The 17,555-nt window shown below is 67.2% G+C and carries 13 protein-coding genes and 1 tRNA gene; 6 read left to right on the forward strand and 8 right to left on the reverse strand.

The window, feature by feature from the left end; all coding sequences use genetic code 11:
• Positions 1 to 93 precede the first annotated feature (93 nt).
• Together EL249_RS10280 and EL249_RS10285 are read right to left on the reverse strand one after the other, a co-directional pair.
• Complete coding sequence (locus EL249_RS10280; protein WP_005672589.1) at positions 94 to 1,254, reverse strand: acyl-CoA dehydrogenase family protein; 1,161 nt, start codon at positions 1,252 to 1,254, stop codon at positions 94 to 96.
• Positions 1,255 to 1,446: 192 nt separating this feature from the next.
• A complete protein-coding gene (locus EL249_RS10285) occupies positions 1,447 to 1,980 on the reverse strand; it encodes an OsmC family protein (protein WP_005672586.1) in 534 nt (177 codons plus the stop codon).
• A 240-nt stretch (positions 1,981 to 2,220) separates the two neighbouring features.
• Between EL249_RS10285 and EL249_RS10290 the strand changes: the two genes are divergently transcribed.
• The 3 genes from EL249_RS10290 (at position 2,221) to EL249_RS13755 (ending at position 7,001) form a co-directional block, all read left to right on the forward strand.
• Positions 2,221 to 3,114, forward strand: a complete 894-nt coding sequence (locus EL249_RS10290) for a carbohydrate kinase family protein (RefSeq protein WP_005672585.1) — start codon at positions 2,221 to 2,223, stop codon at positions 3,112 to 3,114.
• 304 nt (positions 3,115 to 3,418) lie between these two features.
• Positions 3,419 to 4,696, forward strand: a complete 1,278-nt coding sequence (locus EL249_RS10295; RefSeq protein ID WP_005672583.1) for an efflux RND transporter periplasmic adaptor subunit — start codon at positions 3,419 to 3,421, stop codon at positions 4,694 to 4,696.
• 142 nt (positions 4,697 to 4,838) lie between these two features.
• Positions 4,839 to 7,001, forward strand: coding sequence for a MacB family efflux pump subunit (locus EL249_RS13755; protein WP_040529671.1), 2,163 nt, complete (start codon positions 4,839 to 4,841; stop codon positions 6,999 to 7,001).
• On the opposite strand, the gene EL249_RS10305 is transcribed toward EL249_RS13755, so the two are convergent.
• The 6 genes from EL249_RS10305 to cysS form a co-directional block, all read right to left on the reverse strand.
• Complete coding sequence (locus EL249_RS10305) at positions 7,002 to 8,693, reverse strand: formate--tetrahydrofolate ligase (RefSeq protein WP_005672580.1); 1,692 nt, start codon at positions 8,691 to 8,693, stop codon at positions 7,002 to 7,004.
• A 145-nt stretch (positions 8,694 to 8,838) separates the two neighbouring features.
• Positions 8,839 to 8,931 (reverse strand) — tRNA-Ser (locus tag EL249_RS10310).
• Positions 8,932 to 9,092: 161 nt separating this feature from the next.
• On the reverse strand, positions 9,093 to 10,373 hold the full coding sequence (locus tag EL249_RS10315) for an aspartate kinase (protein ID WP_005672578.1): 1,281 nt from the start codon (positions 10,371 to 10,373) through the stop codon (positions 9,093 to 9,095).
• Positions 10,374 to 10,758: 385 nt separating this feature from the next.
• Complete coding sequence (tilS, locus tag EL249_RS10320; RefSeq protein WP_005672577.1) at positions 10,759 to 12,189, reverse strand: tRNA lysidine(34) synthetase TilS; 1,431 nt, start codon at positions 12,187 to 12,189, stop codon at positions 10,759 to 10,761.
• A 78-nt stretch (positions 12,190 to 12,267) separates the two neighbouring features.
• The gene (locus tag EL249_RS10325; protein WP_005672576.1) at positions 12,268 to 13,233 is read right to left on the reverse strand and encodes an acetyl-CoA carboxylase carboxyltransferase subunit alpha; all 966 of its coding nucleotides are present in this window, start codon (positions 13,231 to 13,233) and stop codon (positions 12,268 to 12,270) included.
• A 17-nt stretch (positions 13,234 to 13,250) separates the two neighbouring features.
• The gene (gene cysS / locus EL249_RS10330) at positions 13,251 to 14,771 is read right to left on the reverse strand and encodes a cysteine--tRNA ligase (RefSeq protein ID WP_005672575.1); all 1,521 of its coding nucleotides are present in this window, start codon (positions 14,769 to 14,771) and stop codon (positions 13,251 to 13,253) included.
• Between the two features lie 345 nt (positions 14,772 to 15,116).
• On the opposite strand from cysS, the gene EL249_RS10335 reads away from it, so the two are divergent.
• From EL249_RS10335 to EL249_RS10345, 3 genes are all read left to right on the forward strand, one after another.
• Complete coding sequence (locus EL249_RS10335) at positions 15,117 to 16,004, forward strand: tetratricopeptide repeat protein (RefSeq protein WP_005672574.1); 888 nt, start codon at positions 15,117 to 15,119, stop codon at positions 16,002 to 16,004.
• A 133-nt stretch (positions 16,005 to 16,137) separates the two neighbouring features.
• A complete protein-coding gene (locus EL249_RS10340) occupies positions 16,138 to 16,737 on the forward strand; it encodes a peptidylprolyl isomerase (RefSeq protein ID WP_005672573.1) in 600 nt (199 codons plus the stop codon).
• A gap of 3 nt (positions 16,738 to 16,740) precedes the next feature.
• The gene (locus EL249_RS10345; RefSeq protein ID WP_005672572.1) at positions 16,741 to 17,553 is read left to right on the forward strand and encodes a UDP-2,3-diacylglucosamine diphosphatase; all 813 of its coding nucleotides are present in this window, start codon (positions 16,741 to 16,743) and stop codon (positions 17,551 to 17,553) included.
• The last annotated feature ends 2 nt before the right edge of the window (positions 17,554 to 17,555 follow it).

The raw sequence follows: 17,555 nt of genomic DNA on the forward strand, positions 1-17,555 counted from the left end.
CCAGGTCCCTAATGCCGGGTTCCCCCGGCCGCCATCTGATCTCATTCCAGAGGAACCGGACCCCGGGAATGCCTCGTGGATCCGGGGCCTGATTCAGCCCAGCGCCTGCAGTCGCGCGATTTCCTTGCGGATGTGCTTGATGGCGGGCGTGACGATGGCGACGAAGTGCGATTCGCGCACGCGACGCTGCGGCGCGGACTTCATCAGGTAGCCGCGCGCGCCCTGGTGCAGCAGTGCAGCCTGGGCGGCACGCAGCGACAGTTCGGCGGCCTCGCCACGCACCTTCAGCACGTCGACGAAGAACGCGTTGCTGGTCTCGAACGGCGTGGCGGCCAGCTTCTGCACGCGGGCCACGATGGCGTCCAGTTCGGCCTGCAGGGCGTCGGGCTGATCGTCAAGGAAGCGGTTGACGTGGCCCAGTGAGGCCTCGACTTCACGCATGGAGTCGATGGCCCCCTGGATGACGCCCCAGCCAATGCCGCATTGCAGCAGCACGAAGGCAGCCCGGATGCTGGCCAGATAGGGACGCGCCGGCCAGGCAACGATATTGCGTGCCGGCACGCGATGGCCCGAGAAGCCCAGACCCAGCGTGGCCGTGCCTTCCATGCCCGAGAAGGTGGGGCACGGCGACAGCGAGATGCCGTCGTCCTGGCAGTTGGCCAGGAACATCAGTTCACGCGGGCCGTCATCGGTCTGGACTTCGGCCATGGCGCAGAAATGGTGGTCGGGCCCCAGATTGCTCACCCAGGGCAGCATGCCGTCGACGATGAAGCCATCGCCATCGGGCCGAGCCTTCAACCGGTTTTCCTCGATGCCGGTGATGCTCTTCATGGCATTGGAGAGTCCGGTGCCCCCCATGGCCTCGCCGGTCACGAGCTCCAGCAGCGTGTCCTGCAGGGCCTCCACATGGGGCGAGCGCTCCAGGTACAGCGCGCAGGAAATCTGGCACCACATCAAAAAGCCGGTGGAGGCGCAGACCTTCGAGACCTCGGCAATGGCCTGGATGGCGCCGGCATAGCTGGCACCACCGGGCAGGCCGGCCAGCTGGGCACGGAAGGCCCCGACTTCACCCAGCTGCTGCATGATCTCCTTCGGATACAGCCCCCGGTCGATGTCATCGACGATAGCAGCCAGCGGACCCTGTGCGATTTCCCGCACGGCCTCCAGCATCTCGGCATCATCGGGACGGTCGATTTCCTCGGCCAGCGATGAAAGGTGTTCGACGGTTTCCTGTTCCAGAACAGCAGCGGACATGGGGACTCCCAGAAAGAGACGACGGCGCAGCCGGCGGACGGCAGCGCCTGGGCAAAAGGACTGCGAAAGGGCCGATGGCGTGACGGATGCCTTCACGCCACGGCAGAGCTGCATCGGCACCCGGACCGCTCAGGATCCGGGGCCTTCCCGGCCGTTTGACGATTCGACGAGACGGACGGAGGCAGCGGCCGATCAGGCCAGTTCGATGCTGAAGGGCACCGGGTTGCGGATGGTGTTGGCCACCGGCGAGTAGAAGTTGGCGTGCTGGACGATGTCATTGAGCTCTTCGCGGGTGGCGTCGCCCTCGATGACGACCTTCACGCGCACTTCCTGAAAGCCCATCTCGGCCGGCTGCTTCTCGGCGCCGCCCGCACCCCAGGCCGCCGGGTTGCCGATGTCGCCTTCGAGGAAGAGTTCCAGCTTGCTGAGCTTGACCTGGCGCAGCGTGGCCACGGCCGTGATGCCCACGCCCAGGCAGCCACCCAGGGCGGACAGCACGATCTCGCCCGGGGCGGGCGCGGTGTTCTGGCCGAACAGGTGCAGCGGCTCATCCACCACCACGGCGGCGTGGTCACCCACGTAGCTGAGCGAGCGGTACTGGCCTTCCATGACGGTGTGGACCTTGTTGGTGCCACGGGCGTTGGGGTTGTTGCGGCCCTTCTCGGCAAAGGCCAGCAGGCCGTCGCGGTCGATGGGGCGCAGGTAGGTCTTGACGGTTTCGGTCATGTCTTTCTCCCGGAGTTTCGTTCAGTTGTTCAGGACTGCAATGGCCGCGATTCTGGCACTGGACTTCATCGGGAGATGGATATGGATATGCGGGAAATGAATATGTGGGGTTTAAGAGCCTGTGCCCCGGGCCGCCCGGGCTGCCGCCCGCGAAGTGGGGTTTGTCGCGTGATGAAACGTGAATTGGGGTAGATTCAATGGCATGGCAGCTTCTCCTCCACGACACCGGAAAGGGACATCATGAAGATCACCAGCTTTGGCGAAGTACTGTGGGACAACCTGCCCAGCGGCAAGAAGCTGGGTGGCGCACCGCTCAATGTCCTGGTTCGCCTGCGGGCCCTGGGTGCCGACTGCGCCATCATCAGCAGTCGCGGAGCGGATGCGGATGGCGACGAGATCCAGCGACAGATCGAGGGAAAGGACGTCTCGACGGCGCTGTTGCAGGTCTGCCCGGATCAGCCCACCAGCCTGGTGGAGGTGAAGATCAACAACTGCGGCGTGGCCACCTATGACATCGTGTACCCATGCGCCTGGGACCGGATCACGCTTCGGGACGAGGCGCTGGCGCGGGTGGCCGAGTCGGATGCCTTCGTGTTCGGCAGTCTGTGCACGCGGGATCCGGTGACGCGACGGACGCTGGAAACGATCCTGGACCGCACGGCAGGCACCGACACGTTCAAGGTGTTCGACGTGAACCTGCGCCAGCCGCACTACACGCACGAGCGGGTGCTGAGCCTGATGAAGCGGGCGGACATGGCCAAGCTCAACGACGACGAGCTGTACGAGCTGGCGGTGGCTTTCGGCTCGAAGCACCGCTCGATCGACCAGAACGTGCGCTTTCTGGCGCGGCTGGCGGGTCTGGAGCGGCTGTGCGTGACGCTGGGACCGCACGGGGCGCTGTATTTTGCCGACGACCAGATGCATTTCCACACGGGCTTCCGGGTGGAGGTGGCCGATACGGTGGGCTCGGGCGACAGCTTCCTGGCTGGCCTGATCTACAAGCTGCTCAACGGCGCCTCGCCGGACGAGGCGCTGGACTTTGCCTGCGCGCTGGGGGCCATGGTGGCGACCCACATCGGGCCGACGCCGACGATCGAGACCGAGGAGATCGAACGCTTCCGCCACCCGGTCTGAGCGATCACGGGGGCACACCCGCCTGCGTCCGGCCGGAGGCGCAGGCAGGGATGGGAAGGCATCACCCGGGTAGGTTCACCGCCCTGCGGATCTTGCGCTGCGCTGGCCCTGGAGACATGCCGGCGGCATCGCATGGCATGGCATGGCATGGCATGGCATGGCATAGCATGGCAGACCGTCAGGAGCACGGTTGATTCGTGTCAACATGGCGGCTGCCATGCGCGTTGAGTGAGAAGAATTCGCGGACCGATGGTTCATCGTCGGACATGTTTGGCCTGGCATAGGCCGCTTTCTTCTTTCCCGCATGAGCGCCCCCCACAAGACCCGCGCCGGCACGGCCGGGCAATCCCGTTCATGGCGTCGCTGGCTGGCGATGGTCACGGTACTGCTCCTGCTGGCCGCGGGCGGCTGGTGGTGGTGGCGTCCGCCACCGGTGACGCCTCCCACGGCCCGGGTGACCCGGGCGGACATCCAGCTGCTGATCACGGCCACGGGCACGGTGGAGCCACGCCGTTACGTGGACGTGGGCGCGCAGGTCTCGGGTCAGGTCAAGCGGATCCATGTGCAGGTGGGTGACGATGTGAAGCGCGGCCAGCTGCTTCTGGAGATCGATCCGGAGGTGCAGCAGGCCGTGGTGGAGGGAGCCCGCGCGTCGCTGGCGTCGCTTCAGGCGCAAGAGGTGGAGCAACGTGTCCAGATGCGGCTGGCCAGCCAGCAGCTCAAGCGGCGACGGCGCCTGCTGAAGCAGGATGCGGCCACCCGTGAGGACCTGGAGAATGCGGAGGCGGCGCTGGAGATGGCACAGGCCCGCATCGCCAGCCTGCAGGCGAAGATGCAGGAAACGCGTGCCACGCTGCGCGCCGAGGAGACCCGACTTTCGTACACGCGCATCTATGCGCCGATGGACGGCACGGTCATCGCGCTGGAGGCCCGCGAAGGCCAGACGCTGAATGCCACCTACCAGACGCCCCGGATGATGCGCATCGCCGACCTGGCGACCATGACGGTCCGCACCCGGGTGTCCGAGGCCGACGTACAGGGTGTGACGGCGGGAATGCCGGTGTGGTTCAGCCCACTGGTGGCGCGGCTGGGCCACGAGGAGGCGCCCCGGCGCTGGCACGGCAAGGTGCGACAGGTGCTGCCGGCGCCGGATCTGCCAGCCGGCGGCAGCCAGGGTGATGGCGGCCAGGACGGCAGTGCATCGGCCACGACCCCCACGGTGGTCAACTACACAGCCCTCTTCGACGTGGACAACGCCGACGGGGTGCTGCGGCCACAGATGACGGCCCAGGTATCGTTCGTGGCGCGTTCGGCGCCGGGCGTGCTGGCGGTGCCGATGGCGGCGCTGGAACGACAGCCGGATGCCCCGCCGGGTACCTACCGCGCCCGGCTGCGCCTTGCCGACGGTAGCGCCCTGCAGCGCACCGTGCGCATCGGCGTGACCGATCTGGTGCTGGGCGAGGTACTGGAAGGGCTGGACGAGGGAGATGAGGTCCTGCTGAACGTCGCAACCGAAGCATCCCCCGACGCGTCAGGCATCGTCATCGACCCCAGCCCCGGCATGGTCATGCCAGGCGTCTGAGCGGGTGGCCAGGATACCGGGACACGGCACGAGCCACGAAGGCGGGACATGGCGGACATGGGAAAGGGGGCGAGGCAGTCCCGGATGCTCCGGTGCGTGGGAGGCAGGACATGAAAGGCGGGACGTGGGAAGGGAGGCGGCCATGGCGGCACCGGTGCTGATCGAGCTGCGTGAGGTGCGCAAGCGTTTCGGGGGGCGTGACGGGGTGCCGGAGGTGGAGATCCTGCACGGCATTGACCTTCGGATCCAGGCGGGCGAGTACGTGGCCATCGTCGGCGCGTCGGGCTCGGGCAAGACGACGCTGATGAACATCCTGGGCTGCCTGGACCGGCCCAGCAGCGGCGAGTACCTGTTCCAGGGCGAGGCGGTCTCGGGGCTGGACGACGATGCGCTGGCCGCGCTGCGGCGCGAGGTGTTCGGCTTCGTCTTCCAGGGCTACCACCTGATCGGCACATCCTCGGCACTGGACAACGTGGCGATGCCGGCCCGCTATGCGGGGGTGGGCGAGCAGGCGCGGCACAAGCGCGCGGCCGCCCTTCTCTCACGACTGGGCCTGGTGGACCGTTTGCAGTACCTGCCCCACCAGCTCTCGGGCGGCCAGCAGCAGCGGGTGTCGATTGCCCGGGCACTGGTCAACGGCGGGCAGGTGATCCTGGCCGACGAGCCGACCGGAGCGCTGGATTCGACAAGCGGCGAGCAGGTGATGCAGCAGCTGGACGAACTGGCAGCTGCCGGCCACACGCTGATCCTGATCACCCACGATCCGGCCGTGGCGGCCCGGGCACGGCGCATCATCTCGATGGCTGACGGCCGGATCGTGAGGGATGTGACGGCGCCCGTCGACGGGAAGGTGCATCCGCTGCCGGAAACCGGCCGGGCTGTGGCCAACGACAGCCTGCCGGTCCGGCATGCCGATGCGTCGGTCCAACATGCCGATGCGCCGGTACGCAAGGACGGCGCGCCGTGCGCCGAGGCACCGGCAGAGGTGCCGGCAGACGCACCGACAGAAGCCCCTGCCGACCTGCCCCCGCTGCGCGGGCGCGGTCGAGAACCTGCGCCAGCTGGGCATCCTGCGCAAGACCTGCCCGTGCTGCGCGGACGGGGCCGGCTGCCGCTGCTGGCGGATCTGCCGGAGATCCTGCGCTCGGCCTGGCGGGTGATGCGGCTGAACCGGCTGCGCACCGGGCTCACGCTGCTGGGCATCATCATCGGCGTGGCGTCGGTCATCGTGATGCTGGCCGTGGGCCAGGGCTCGCAGGAGAAGGTACTGGCCGAGATGCAGACCTTCGGGCTGCGCACGATCTACATCTTCCGGGAATGGCTGTCCGATACCCAGCAGGCCCGACCGCTGTCGATGGCCGATGTGGCGGCCGTGCAGCAGGTGCCGAACGTGGAGCAGGCTTCGCCTGTCATCGACCAGAACGGCATCATCGTGCGTCATGGCAACCGGACGCTGCGCACCAATCTGAGCGCCACCACCCGGCACTTCGCGCAGGCGCTTAACTGGCCGGTCAGCCAAGGCACGCTGCTGGAGACGGAAGACGAGCACGATCTGCGCAAGGTGGTGCTGCTGGGCGAGCGGGTGCGCGAGGCGCTGTTCGGCGCCCACGGCCAGGCAGTGGGCCAGGAGATTCTGGTGGGCAACGTGCCGTTCCGGGTGATTGGGGTAATGGCGCCCAAACCTGCCCCCTTCCCGGAGGATGATGTCAACAACCAGGTGATCGTGCCGGTGGGCGCAGCGGCGGTGCGGCTGGTCGGCAGCATGGAACTGAGCCGCATCAACGTGGTCATCCGCGACATGCGGCATGCCGCCGAGACCGAAGCCGCCATCGTGAAGACGCTGACGGCCCGCCATGGCCGCAAGGACTTCAACATCCTGAACCAGGCGCAGGCGGTACAGCAGCTGGCGCAGGCCAACCGGACGCTGACGCTGATGCTGGGGCTGATCGCCGCGATCTCGCTGCTGGTGGGCGGCATCGGCGTGATGAACGTGATGCTGATGACGGTGCGCGAGCGCACCGGCGAGATCGGCATCCGCATCGCCACCGGCGCCCGGCAGGCCGACATCCTGCGTCAGTTCCTGGTGGAAGCGATGCTGCTGACAGGCCTCGGCGGCACGGTGGGTGTGAGCGGCGGGCTGCTGGTCGGCCTGGGACTGAAGGCGCTGGGCATCCCGATGGCCTTCTCACCGCTGGCTGCCGCCATGGCCTTCGGCTGCGCCGTGGCCACGGGCATGATCTTCGGGTTCATGCCGGCGCGCCAGGCGGCCCGACTGGACCCGGTGCGGGCGCTGGCAGGGGAATGATCAGAACAGCCCCACCACCTTGCCGTCCGGACCGATGTCGATGCGCTGGGCGGAGGGAACCTTGGGCAGACCAGGCATGGTCATCAGGTCGCCGCAGATCATGACGATGAAGCCGGCCCCGGCCGAGAGGCGCACTTCGCGCACGTTGACGACGTGACCGCTGGGTGCGCCCAGCGCCGTGGGATCGGTGGAGAAGCTGGCGGCTGTCTTGGCCACGCAGACAGGGTAATGGCCGTAGCCCTGTGCCTGCCAGTCCTCGATCTGGCGGCGCACCTTGGCGGGCGCGCTGATGTCGGCCGCGCCATAGATGCGGGTGGCGATGGTCCGGAGCTTGTCCCAGAGGGGCATGTCGTCCGGATAGAGGGGATTGGGAGCCGTGCGGGCTGCCGATGCACCCTTGCCCTGTTCGGCCAGCCGTACCACTTCGTGGGCCAGCGTCTCGGCGCCGGCACTGCCCTTGGCCCAGTGTTCGGCCAGCACCACGTCCACGCCACGGGCGCGCATGGCACGGCGGATGAGGTCGAGTTCGGCCTCGGTATCGGCATCGAAGCGGTTGATGGCCACGACAGCGGGCAGGCCGAAGCGGCCGGTGATGTTGTCGACGTGGCGTTCGAGGTTGGCCATGCCTTTTTCCAGCGCGGCCAGGTTCTCGGTGCCCAGTTCCTTCACGGGAACGCCGCCGTTGTACTTGAGGGCACGCACGGTGGCGACGATGACGCAGGCATCGGGCCAGAGGCCGGCCTTGCGGCACTTGATGTCGAGGAACTTCTCGGCGCCCAGGTCGGCGCCGAAGCCGGCTTCGGTGACGACGTAGTCGGCCAGCTTCAGGCCCGCCCGGGTGGCGATGACCGAGCTGCAGCCATGGGCGATGTTGGCAAAGGGTCCGCCATGCAGCAGCGCCGGGTTGTTTTCCAGGGTCTGCACCAGGTTGGGCTTGATGGCATCGCGCAGCAGCACGGCCATGGCGCCGTGGACCTGCAGCTGCCGTGCACGCAGAGGCTGGCCCTGGCGGTCCAGGCCGAAGACGATCTCGCCCAGCCGCTCGCGCAGGTCCATGAGCGACGTGGCCAGGCAGAAGATGGCCATGACCTCGCTGGCCACCACGATGTCGAAGCCGTCTTCGCGAGGCTGGCCGTTCACGTGGCCGCCCAGGCCCACGATGGTGCTGCGCAGGGCCCGGTCGTTCATGTCCATCACCCGCTTCCAGTGGATGCGGGTGGGATCGATGTCCAGTTCGTTGCCGTGGTGGATGTGGTTGTCGATGGCGGCCGCCAGCAGGTTATGGGCCTGGCCGATGGCAGCGAAGTCGCCGGTGAAGTGAAGGTTGATGTCCTCCATGGGCACGACCTGGGCGTGACCGCCGCCCGCCGCGCCGCCCTTGATGCCGAAGACCGGCCCCATTGACGGTTCGCGCAGGCAGATCATCGTCTTTCGGCCGATGCGGTTGAGGGCATCCCCCAGACCGACCGTGAGGGTGGTCTTGCCCTCGCCGGCTGGCGTGGGGCTGATGGCGGTGACCAGCACCAGTCTGCTGTCCGGTTTCTCCGGCAGGCCATCGAGCCAGTCCAGCGAGACCTTGGCCTTGTAGTGGCCATAAGGCTCCAGGGCGTCGTCAGGGATGCCGGCCTTGGCGGCGATATGGCCGATGCGCTCCAGGCGGGCGTTCTGAGCGATCTCGATGTCGGTAGGCATGGTGTGTCTCGTTCCTGGGAAGCACAGAGGGGCAATGGCCAGCCCCGGGACAGGGCGGACTGGCATGCCGTGGACGGCGTTCAGGATCGTACCAGCTCGGACGCAAAAAAGCCCGGAAGGCAGTCACGCCGTCCGGGCTGGTATCTGGCGGAGACGGTGGGATTCGAACCCACGGTTCGCTTTTTGAGCAAACACTCCCTTAGCAGGGGAGCACCTTCGGCCTCTCGGTCACGTCTCCGGGGAAGGTTTCCGGGCCCCGGCCACTGACTGGCGCCCTTCACTTCCAGCGAAAGCCGCCAGGCGACTTTCGTAAAGATGAAATGATGGCAGAGAAAAGGAAATTTTTCAAGCGCTTGGGGAAAAAACCGCGCGCCTGAACAACGCCTTTCGCTGTTGCGTTCAGACCACCTTCTCTTCGACCGCCTCGCCTTCCAGGCCAAAGGCCGCGTGCAGGGCGCGCACCGCCAGCTCCAGGTACTTGTCCTCGATGACGACGGAGGTCTTGATCTCGCTGGTGGAGATCATGCGGATGTTGATGCCTTCCTTGGCCAGGCACTCGAACATGCGGGCGGCGATACCGGCATGGCTCTTCATGCCCAGGCCCACGATGGAAACCTTGGCGATGAGCGGGTCACCATTGACCTCACCGCCGCCCAGACCGGGCACCACTTCGGTTTCCAGCACCTTCATGGTGCGCTTGAAGTCGTTCTGGTTGACGGTGAAGGAGAAGTCGGTGGTGCCGTTGACCGCCTGGTTCTGCACGATCATGTCGACATCGATGTTGGCGGCCGCCACCGGCCCCAGGATGCGGGAGGCAATGCCCGGCACGTCCGGCACCTTGGTCAGGGTGATCTTGGCTTCGTCGCGCTGGAAGGCGATTCCGGAGATGACGGCTTGCTCCATGTTGGTTCCATCCATTTCTTCTTCAAAGGTGATCAGCGTGCCCGATTTCATTTCCTCGTCGAGCGGGATGTCGGGCGATGTGAGGCTGGAGAGCACCCGGGTCTTGACCTTGTACTTGCCCGCAAACTCGACCGAACGGGTCTGCAGGACCTTGCTGCCCAGGCTGGCCATCTCGAGCATCTCCTCGAAGGTGATGCGATCAAGCCGGCGGGCTTCGGAGACGATGCGCGGGTCGGTGGTGTAGACGCCGTCGACATCGGTGTAGATCAGGCATTCATCCGCATGGATGGCAGCTGCCACGGCCACGGCCGAGGTGTCGGAACCGCCGCGGCCCAGCGTGGTGATGTGGCCTTCGCGGTTGATGCCCTGGAAGCCAGTGATGATGACCACCCGTCCCTGCTCGAGGTTCTCGCGGATGCGACGGTCGTCGATGGATTCGATGCGGGCCTTGGTGTAGGCATCATCGGTGACGATGGGAACCTGCCAGCCGGTGAAGCTGATGGCATCGACGCCCTGGCTCTTGAGGGCCATGGCCAGCAGGGCCACGGAAGCCTGTTCGCCGGTGGAGGCGAGCATGTCGAGCTCGCGCCGGTCGGGCTCGGCCTGGATGGCCTTGGCCAGGTCGATGAGGCGATTGGTCTCGCCCGCCATGGCCGAAGGAACGACCACCATCTGGTGGCCGGCACGATGCCATTTGGCAACCCGCCGGGCCACGTTCTGGATGCGTTCGACCGACCCCATCGAGGTACCGCCGTATTTGTGAACGATGAGCGCCATTGATGTGAGGATCCCGCTTGATGGAGGAAGACGGTGCAAGGACCGTGCTTCCGGGATTCGTGAAGGAACGAAGATGCTGCGCCTGGCTGGCGTTTCCCGTCGTGCAGACGCCAGACGACCCTTGTGAGTCCCGTCTGGCGTGCCTCGGTGCGACCTTCTCTATGGGGCAATGATTATAAGTTGCCAAAATGCACAGCGGGGGCGTGCAGTCCGTTATTTCTGATGTAAACGAGTCTCATAGGCAAAACCGACAACCACGGGCAGATCTTGCCCCGCTTCCGTGCAAACGTCTGCGGGCAGATGCGGCGATGCCCTGAAGCGGTGCAACAGGAAGCCGCGCGAGCAGAGACCGCCGCAGGCGCCATCTGCAGCGGGGATTTGCCCTCTACAGCCAGGGCTGCAAGGCTGCAGCCGGCTGCCAGGAAAGCTGCACGCGGGGACCGCTGCTGCCGTGGGCCGCGTGGGCGTCGCACGGCATGTCGGCCAGCAGTCCGAACGGCGCCGCATGGATGGGCTGGCCGTCCGCGCGGATCACCGGCAGGCAGGCACGCAGGCAGGCGGGAATGCCGCGCGCCTGCATCAGCTTCTTCCAGCTGCGGCTGGGCGAGGATGGGGACAGGCGCAGACGCTCGCCTCCCCGGCCCTGGTCGATGAGGATCTCGGTGCGGCTGAGCCAGTCGGCATCCACCGTGTCCGGCACAGCCGTGGGCAGGGCCTGCCCGGACCCTGCCTGTTCGATGTAGAGCCGGCCGGCGGGCAGATCGACGAAGGTCTCGCCCTTCCAGCGCAGCAGCAGCGGCGAGATGGGGAGCACCTCGGGCATGACGCCGATGCGGTCACGATAGCGCAGCAGGGTGATGCCGTCGTGGCGGACAAGAGCCTGGCTGGCCGCGGCCAGCAGCAGCTGACGTTCGATCTCGAAAAGCTTGAGGCGGGACGGCATGCGGCAGCCCAGCCGCCCCAGCCACCAGCGCAGTGCCTCGGCCCGGCGCACGCTGTCCAGACCCATCATGGCCGACCGGGAGAGCATGGGCCAGTCGGCCGCTGCAGTGTGCGACGCCAGATGCACGGTGCAGGCCGCCACGTCGGCCTCGGCCTGGCCCAGCAGGCGGTCGGCCGCCTGTTGCAGCAGGCCGATGGAGGCCAGCTCGTCGGGCAGCGAGAGCGCGTCGTCGCGCAGACGCTGATCCAGGAAGCGGCGCACCCGGTTTCGGGCCAGACGGGTGTCCTGGTTGGATGGGTCTTCCACCCACTGGATGCCATGCGCCTGCGCCCACTCGGCCAGCTGCTGGCGCGACAGTCCCAGGAAGGGGCGCAGCACACGCATGCCGGCGGGTGCATGGGGCATGGGCGAGGATTCGCGCATGCCGGCCAGGCCCAGCAGGCCGCTGCCCCGGCGGCGGCGCAGCTCGACGGTCTCCAGCTGGTCGTTGGCGTGATGGGCAGTCAGCACCACCCGGGCGCCGATCTCGGCCGCCATGTCGGCCAAGGCGCGGTAGCGCCCTGCCCGGGCCCAGGCTTCCAGACCCAGGGCGCCAAAACCGGCAGACACCCGAAGCCGGCGCGACAGGAACGGCAGCCCGAGCGAGGAGGCTTCGGCGGCGCAGAAGACCAGCCAGTCATCGGCGCGGGATTGCAGACCATGGTGGACATGGGCCACGGCGGCCCGCACCACGGGGCGCAGGGCTGCCACGGCGTGCATCAGCACCTGCGAGTCACGCCCGCCCGAACAGGCCAGCAGCAGTGTGTCGTCGGGCCCCAGGCCTGCACGCTGCAGGCACTGGCGCAAGGCATCCACGGGCGTGTCGTCGGTCATCGTCAGGTCAGTGGATCCGGCGGATCATGCCCGGGCGCGGTGCGGCCGGGCATGGCAGGCAGTCTGCCCGATGGCGGGTCAGGCCGTGACTTCCTTGAACTTGCCGTAGGCGGCAATGCGGCTCTGGCGCTGGCGCACCAGGTCAGCGCGGCGGATGCCGGAGAGCTGGCGCAGGGCCTCGGCAATGGCCGGGCGCAGCTTGGCCACCATGGCATTCATGTCGCGGTGGGCACCGCCGACCGGCTCGTCGATGATTTCGTCGATGAGCCCCAGGGCCTTCAGACGCGAGGCCGTGATACCCATGATCTCGGCTGCCTCGGAGGCCTTGTCGGCGCTCTTCCAGAGAATGGCGGCGCAGCCCTCGGGCGAGATGACGGAGTAGACGCTGTACTGCAGCATCATCAGGATGTCGGACACGCCCAGTGCCAGCGCACCGCCCGAGCCGCCTTCGCCAATGACGATGCTGATGATGGGCACTTCGAGGGCCGCCATTTCCAGCAGGTTGCGGCCGATGGCCTCGGACTGGCCCCGCTCTTCGGCTCCCATGCCGGGGAAGGCTCCCGGGGTGTCGATGAGGGTGATGATGGGCAGGCCGAACTTCTCGGCCAGCTTCATCAGGCGCAGCGCCTTGCGATAGCCCTCGGGACGCGGCATGCCGAAGTTGCGGTGCGTGCGCTCCTTGGCGTCACGCCCCTTCTGGTGGCCGATGACGACAACGCTGCGACCATCGAAACGGGCCACGCCCCCCACGATGGCGGGATCGTCGGCAAAGGCGCGATCACCGTGCAGCTCGTGGAAGTCGGTCATCAGCGCATGGATGTAGTCCAGCGTGTAGGGGCGCTGCGGATGTCGGGCCACCATGGCCGTCTGCCAGGGCGTGAGCTTGTCGTAGAGATCCTTCAGCTTGGAATCGCACTTCGAGCGCAGTCGGTCGATCTCCTCGGCGATATCGACGGCCGATTCTCCCTGCACGTAGCGCAGCTGCTCGATCTTGCTCTCGAGTTCGGCAACGGGTTGTTCAAAATCCAGATAGGTTGTCTTCATAGATGTCGGTGCGACCTTCAACGCCGCCAGGTGGTGCCGGCGGGACCGTCTTCAAGGGTGATGCCGGCCTCGGCCAGCTGCTGGCGGATGGCGTCGGCCTCGGCGAAGTTCCGAGCCTTGCGGGCAGCCAATCGGGCGTCGACCAATGCCTGGATCGCATTATCGTCGAGATCGCCCTCATGGGCTGCTGCGCCGCGCAATCCGTTGCGGCGCACTGCGACCGGATCCTGCCCCAGCAGCCCCAGCACGGCGGCCAGGCCGCGCAGCTGACGCTCGATGGCGGGATCACGGGTGCGGTTGAGATCGGTGGCCAGCTCGAACAGCACCGAGACGGCCACCGGGGTGTTGAAATCGTCGTCCATCGCCTCGGCAAAGCGCATGGCGCGCGGCTCGGACCAGTCGATGGCGGCCACGGCAGCCCGGGCGGCCTCACCATCGGCGCAGGCGGCAGCGGCAGCCTGGCCTGCCCCGGCCGATACGGCTGCACCCTGCCCGGCCTGGCCTTCGACCTGAGCCTGTGCGGCCGGCCAGTCGGTCGAGAGCGCGTTGTAGAGACGCAGCAACGATTCGCGGGCGTCGTCGAGCCCGGCATCGGAATAATTGACCTGGCTGCGGTAGTGCGAACGGACGATGAAGAAGCGGATGACCTCGCCGTCGAACTTCTTCAGCACGTCGCGGATGGTGAAGAAGTTGCCCAGCGACTTGGACATCTTCTCGCCATCGACCTGCACGAAGCCGTTGTGCAGCCAGTAGCGCACGAAGCTCTTGCCGCCCTCGGGGAAATAGGCGGCATCGCTCTGGGCGATCTCGTTCTCGTGGTGCGGGAACTGCAGGTCGGCCCCGCCGCCGTGGATGTCGAACTGCCGGCCCAGCAGCCGGGTGGACATGGCCGAGCACTCCAGGTGCCAGCCCGGGCGCCCCGGTCCGAACGGCCCCTGCCAGCAGGCCTCGGCCGGCTCCTCGGGCTTGGCAGCCTTCCAGAGCACGAAGTCGAACGGATCTTCCTTGCCGGCGGCCACGGCCACGCGCTCGCCGGCGCGCAGGTCATCGAGCGACTTGCCGCCCAGACGGCCGTAGCCGGCAAAGCGCCGGACCCGGAAAAGGGTGTCGCCGTCGCCACTGCGGTAGGCGTAGCCGTTCTTTTCCAGCAGGCTCACCAGATCCAGCATCTGCGGCACGTATTGGGTGGCACGCGGTTCCAGGTCCGGGCGCTGGATGCCGAGCGCGGCCTCGTCCTCGTGCATGGCGGCGATGAAGCGGCCGGTGAGGCTGGAGAGCGTCTCACCGTTCTCGACGGCACGACGGATGATCTTGTCGTCGATGTCGGTAATGTTGCGCACGTAGGTGACCTGATAGCCACGCGCACGCAGCCAGCGCTGCACCACGTCGAAGGCCACCAGCATTCGTGCATGGCCGATATGGCAGTAGTCGTAGACCGTCATGCCACAGACATACAGCCCCACCCGCCCCGCTTCGAGGGGCTGGAAGTCTTCCTTGCGACGGGTCAGGGAGTTGTAGAGCTTGAGCGTCCGGGCCATGGAGGGTCGACGGTAGGGAACGGAAAATGGATTGGATGGAAAGGGCGGGTGCGACGGACGAGAGCACCGTGAACACGCGGCCCCATGTCCGGGACAGACCCGGGAAAGCCTGTGGCCACCGCACCTGTGGCGCACACCCCAAGCGCCGGCCAGGCTGCAAGGACAAATGCACATGCCGCCCGCTGCACGCTCTAGAATGCCGCACTAAACTCAGAGTGTAACCGACAGTCGTGGATCGACCCCGCACTGCAACGGTATTCCAGAGCGCATGACATCACGTGCATGCCCGCGCGCCCTGGCCTGCCCTTTCCTTTGCACCCCTTCCGTCTCATCCGTTCGTCGCCCATGCCCACCGTTTCCTCCCTGCCCGCCTCCCTGATGCGAATGGCACTGCTGCCGGCGCTGATTCTGGCCGTCACCCAGGCAAGCGCGGCCGACAGCGCATCGACCGAGCGGCTGGACAACGCCATCCTGTCCTCGCACGGCGCCCTGGTCGAGACAACGGCCGACGAAGCGACGACCAGCACGCAGGACAGCAGCCAGGGCGATGCCGCATCGGCCCAGGCCTCGCGCGCCTCGGTGGGCAGCGGCTCCGGCAATGATGGTGCGGATGCGAGCCTGGCCGATCCCCTGCCGGTCAATCGCGGGGGCCAGCCTGCCGATGCCCGTGCCGAGCTGGAGAACCAGCGCCGGCAGGCGCAGGCAGCCCTGAACCGGCGCGATCCGGCCCGGGCGCTGGCCATGGCCAATGCGGCCCTGCAGGAGGCACCGGGGGATGCCCGGCTGCGCTTCCTGAAAGGGCTGGCGCTCTTTCAGCTCAAGCGGATGGCCGATGCCGAGCACGAGTTCAACGGGCTGATCGAGGAGTTTCCCGAGCTGCCCGAGCCCTACAACAACCTGGCCGTGGTCCGGGCAGCCCAGGGCAACCTGGAAGGCGCCCGCGATGCCCTGGAGGCCGCCATCCGCTCGGTTCCGGACTATGCGGTGGCCTACCAGAATCTGGGCGATCTGTACCTGCAGCTGGCAGCGCAGCGCTGGCGCCATGCCCAGAAGCTGGCCCCCAGCCCCGTGCGCGCCACCCGGCTGAAGGCGCTGGAGACGCTGCTCGAACCGTCCACCGACCGTTCTTCGGGCGAGGCTTCCCGTTCCGTCACACGGCCGGCAGAATCGGCCGTCAAGCGTGCCCCGGCGGGCGAGTCCACGACAACCCGCAGGTCGTCGCCAACAGAATGATCCGTCCCGCGCCGGGCCGGACCACACGATCCCGTGGCCCATCCGGACGGACGTCCACGTCGCCGGCTGCCCCGGGCCTGATGCCCGGACCCGGCCTTCATGACAAACCGTTTTTCACAGGAGCAACACCCTCATGATCCGTTTCACCCGTCCCCACTCCCTGCTGTCGCCCGTACTGGCCCTGCTCACCGGCGCCCTGCTGATGTCGAGCCCGTCCGATGGCGCCGCCGCCGAAGCTGCCCCGAAGGTGCGGATGAAGACCTCGCTGGGTGAGATGGTGATCGAGCTGTACCCGGAAAAGGCCCCCAAGACCGTCGAGAACTTCCTGAAGTATGTCGACGACGGCTTCTACAAGGACACGATCTTCCACCGCGTGATCGGCAACTTCATGATCCAGGGCGGCGGTTTCGACGCGAAGATGCAGCAGAAGCCCACCCGCAGCCCGATCCCGCTGGAGTCGCGCAACGGCCTCAAGAACGACCGCGGCACCATCGCCATGGCCCGCACCAGCGTGCCTGACTCTGCCACCGCCCAGTTCTTCATCAACACCGTCAACAACAACGGCCTGAACTACCCGCAGCCGGACGGCAACGGCTATGCCGTGTTCGGCAAGGTGATCGAGGGCATGGAGACCGTGGACAAGATCGCCCAGGTGCAGACCACCCGCGCCGGCATGCATGCCGACGTGCCGCGTGAGCCGGTGATCATCGAATCGGTCGAGCGGGTCAAGTAAGCCGTGTCCGGCGCCGCCCTGCACAGCCTGCCCAATCCCGACCGGGTGCTGTTCGCCTCGGACATGCACCTGGACGATCACCATCCGGCGCTGGTCGAGCGCTTCCTGACCGAGCTGGCCGCACGCCTGCAGGCCACGCCAGCGTCGGGCAGCACGCTCTTCCTGCTGGGGGATCTCTTCGAGTACTGGATCGGCGACGATGCCGTGGGGCCGGCCGCGCAGCGGCTGGCAGCACTGCTGCACGACTTCGCCGGCCAGGGCGGCCAGGTCTTCCTGATGCACGGCAACCGGGATTTCCTGATCGATTCACCGCTGCCCGGCCAGCCCGGGCACCCCACCTACAGTCAGCGCTGCAGCGCCACGCTGCTCGCCGATCCCACCGTGGTGGAGATCGGTGGCCAGCGGGTGCTGCTCTCGCATGGCGACCCGCTGTGCACCGACGACGTGCCCTATCAGCAATGGCGTGCCCAGTGCCGCCAGCCGGCCTGGCAGGCCGCGCTGCTGGCGCGCAGCGTGCCGGAGCGCATTGCGCTGGCGCAATCGCTGCGTCAGCAGAGTGCCCAGCAGCAACAGAGTGCGGCCGTGCTGGCCGACGTGAATCCTGATGCCGTGAATGCGGCCATGGATGCCCACGACTGCCCGGTTCTGGTGCATGGTCACACCCATCGCCCCGCCCTGCATCGCTGGTCGCATCCGCACGGTCAACGTACCCGCTGGGTATTGAGCGACTGGACCGAAGGCGACGCCTCAACCCCGCCGCGCGGTCATGTCATGTCCTTCGCCGAAGGCATGGCACTGCCCGTCGCCGTAGACTGAGC

The sequence above is a fragment of the Lautropia mirabilis genome (assembly GCF_900637555.1).
Classification (GTDB): domain Bacteria; phylum Pseudomonadota; class Gammaproteobacteria; order Burkholderiales; family Burkholderiaceae_E; genus Lautropia; species Lautropia mirabilis.

What these genes read in the sequence shown, in the direction of transcription:
- EL249_RS10280 (WP_005672589.1), bottom strand. Translation starts at nt 1,254, where the DNA reads ATGTCCGCTGCTGTTCTGGAACAGGAAACCGTCGAACACCTTTCATCG.
- EL249_RS10285 (WP_005672586.1), bottom strand. Translation starts at nt 1,980, where the DNA reads ATGACCGAAACCGTCAAGACCTACCTGCGCCCCATCGACCGCGACGGC.
- EL249_RS10290 (WP_005672585.1), top strand. Translation starts at nt 2,221, where the DNA reads ATGAAGATCACCAGCTTTGGCGAAGTACTGTGGGACAACCTGCCCAGC.
- EL249_RS10295 (WP_005672583.1), top strand. Translation starts at nt 3,419, where the DNA reads ATGAGCGCCCCCCACAAGACCCGCGCCGGCACGGCCGGGCAATCCCGT.
- EL249_RS13755 (WP_040529671.1), top strand. Translation starts at nt 4,839, where the DNA reads ATGGCGGCACCGGTGCTGATCGAGCTGCGTGAGGTGCGCAAGCGTTTC.
- EL249_RS10305 (WP_005672580.1), bottom strand. Translation starts at nt 8,693, where the DNA reads ATGCCTACCGACATCGAGATCGCTCAGAACGCCCGCCTGGAGCGCATC.
- EL249_RS10315 (WP_005672578.1), bottom strand. Translation starts at nt 10,373, where the DNA reads ATGGCGCTCATCGTTCACAAATACGGCGGTACCTCGATGGGGTCGGTC.
- tilS (WP_005672577.1), bottom strand. Translation starts at nt 12,189, where the DNA reads ATGACCGACGACACGCCCGTGGATGCCTTGCGCCAGTGCCTGCAGCGT.
- EL249_RS10325 (WP_005672576.1), bottom strand. Translation starts at nt 13,233, where the DNA reads ATGAAGACAACCTATCTGGATTTTGAACAACCCGTTGCCGAACTCGAG.
- cysS (WP_005672575.1), bottom strand. Translation starts at nt 14,771, where the DNA reads ATGGCCCGGACGCTCAAGCTCTACAACTCCCTGACCCGTCGCAAGGAA.
- EL249_RS10335 (WP_005672574.1), top strand. Translation starts at nt 15,117, where the DNA reads ATGCCCACCGTTTCCTCCCTGCCCGCCTCCCTGATGCGAATGGCACTG.
- EL249_RS10340 (WP_005672573.1), top strand. Translation starts at nt 16,138, where the DNA reads ATGATCCGTTTCACCCGTCCCCACTCCCTGCTGTCGCCCGTACTGGCC.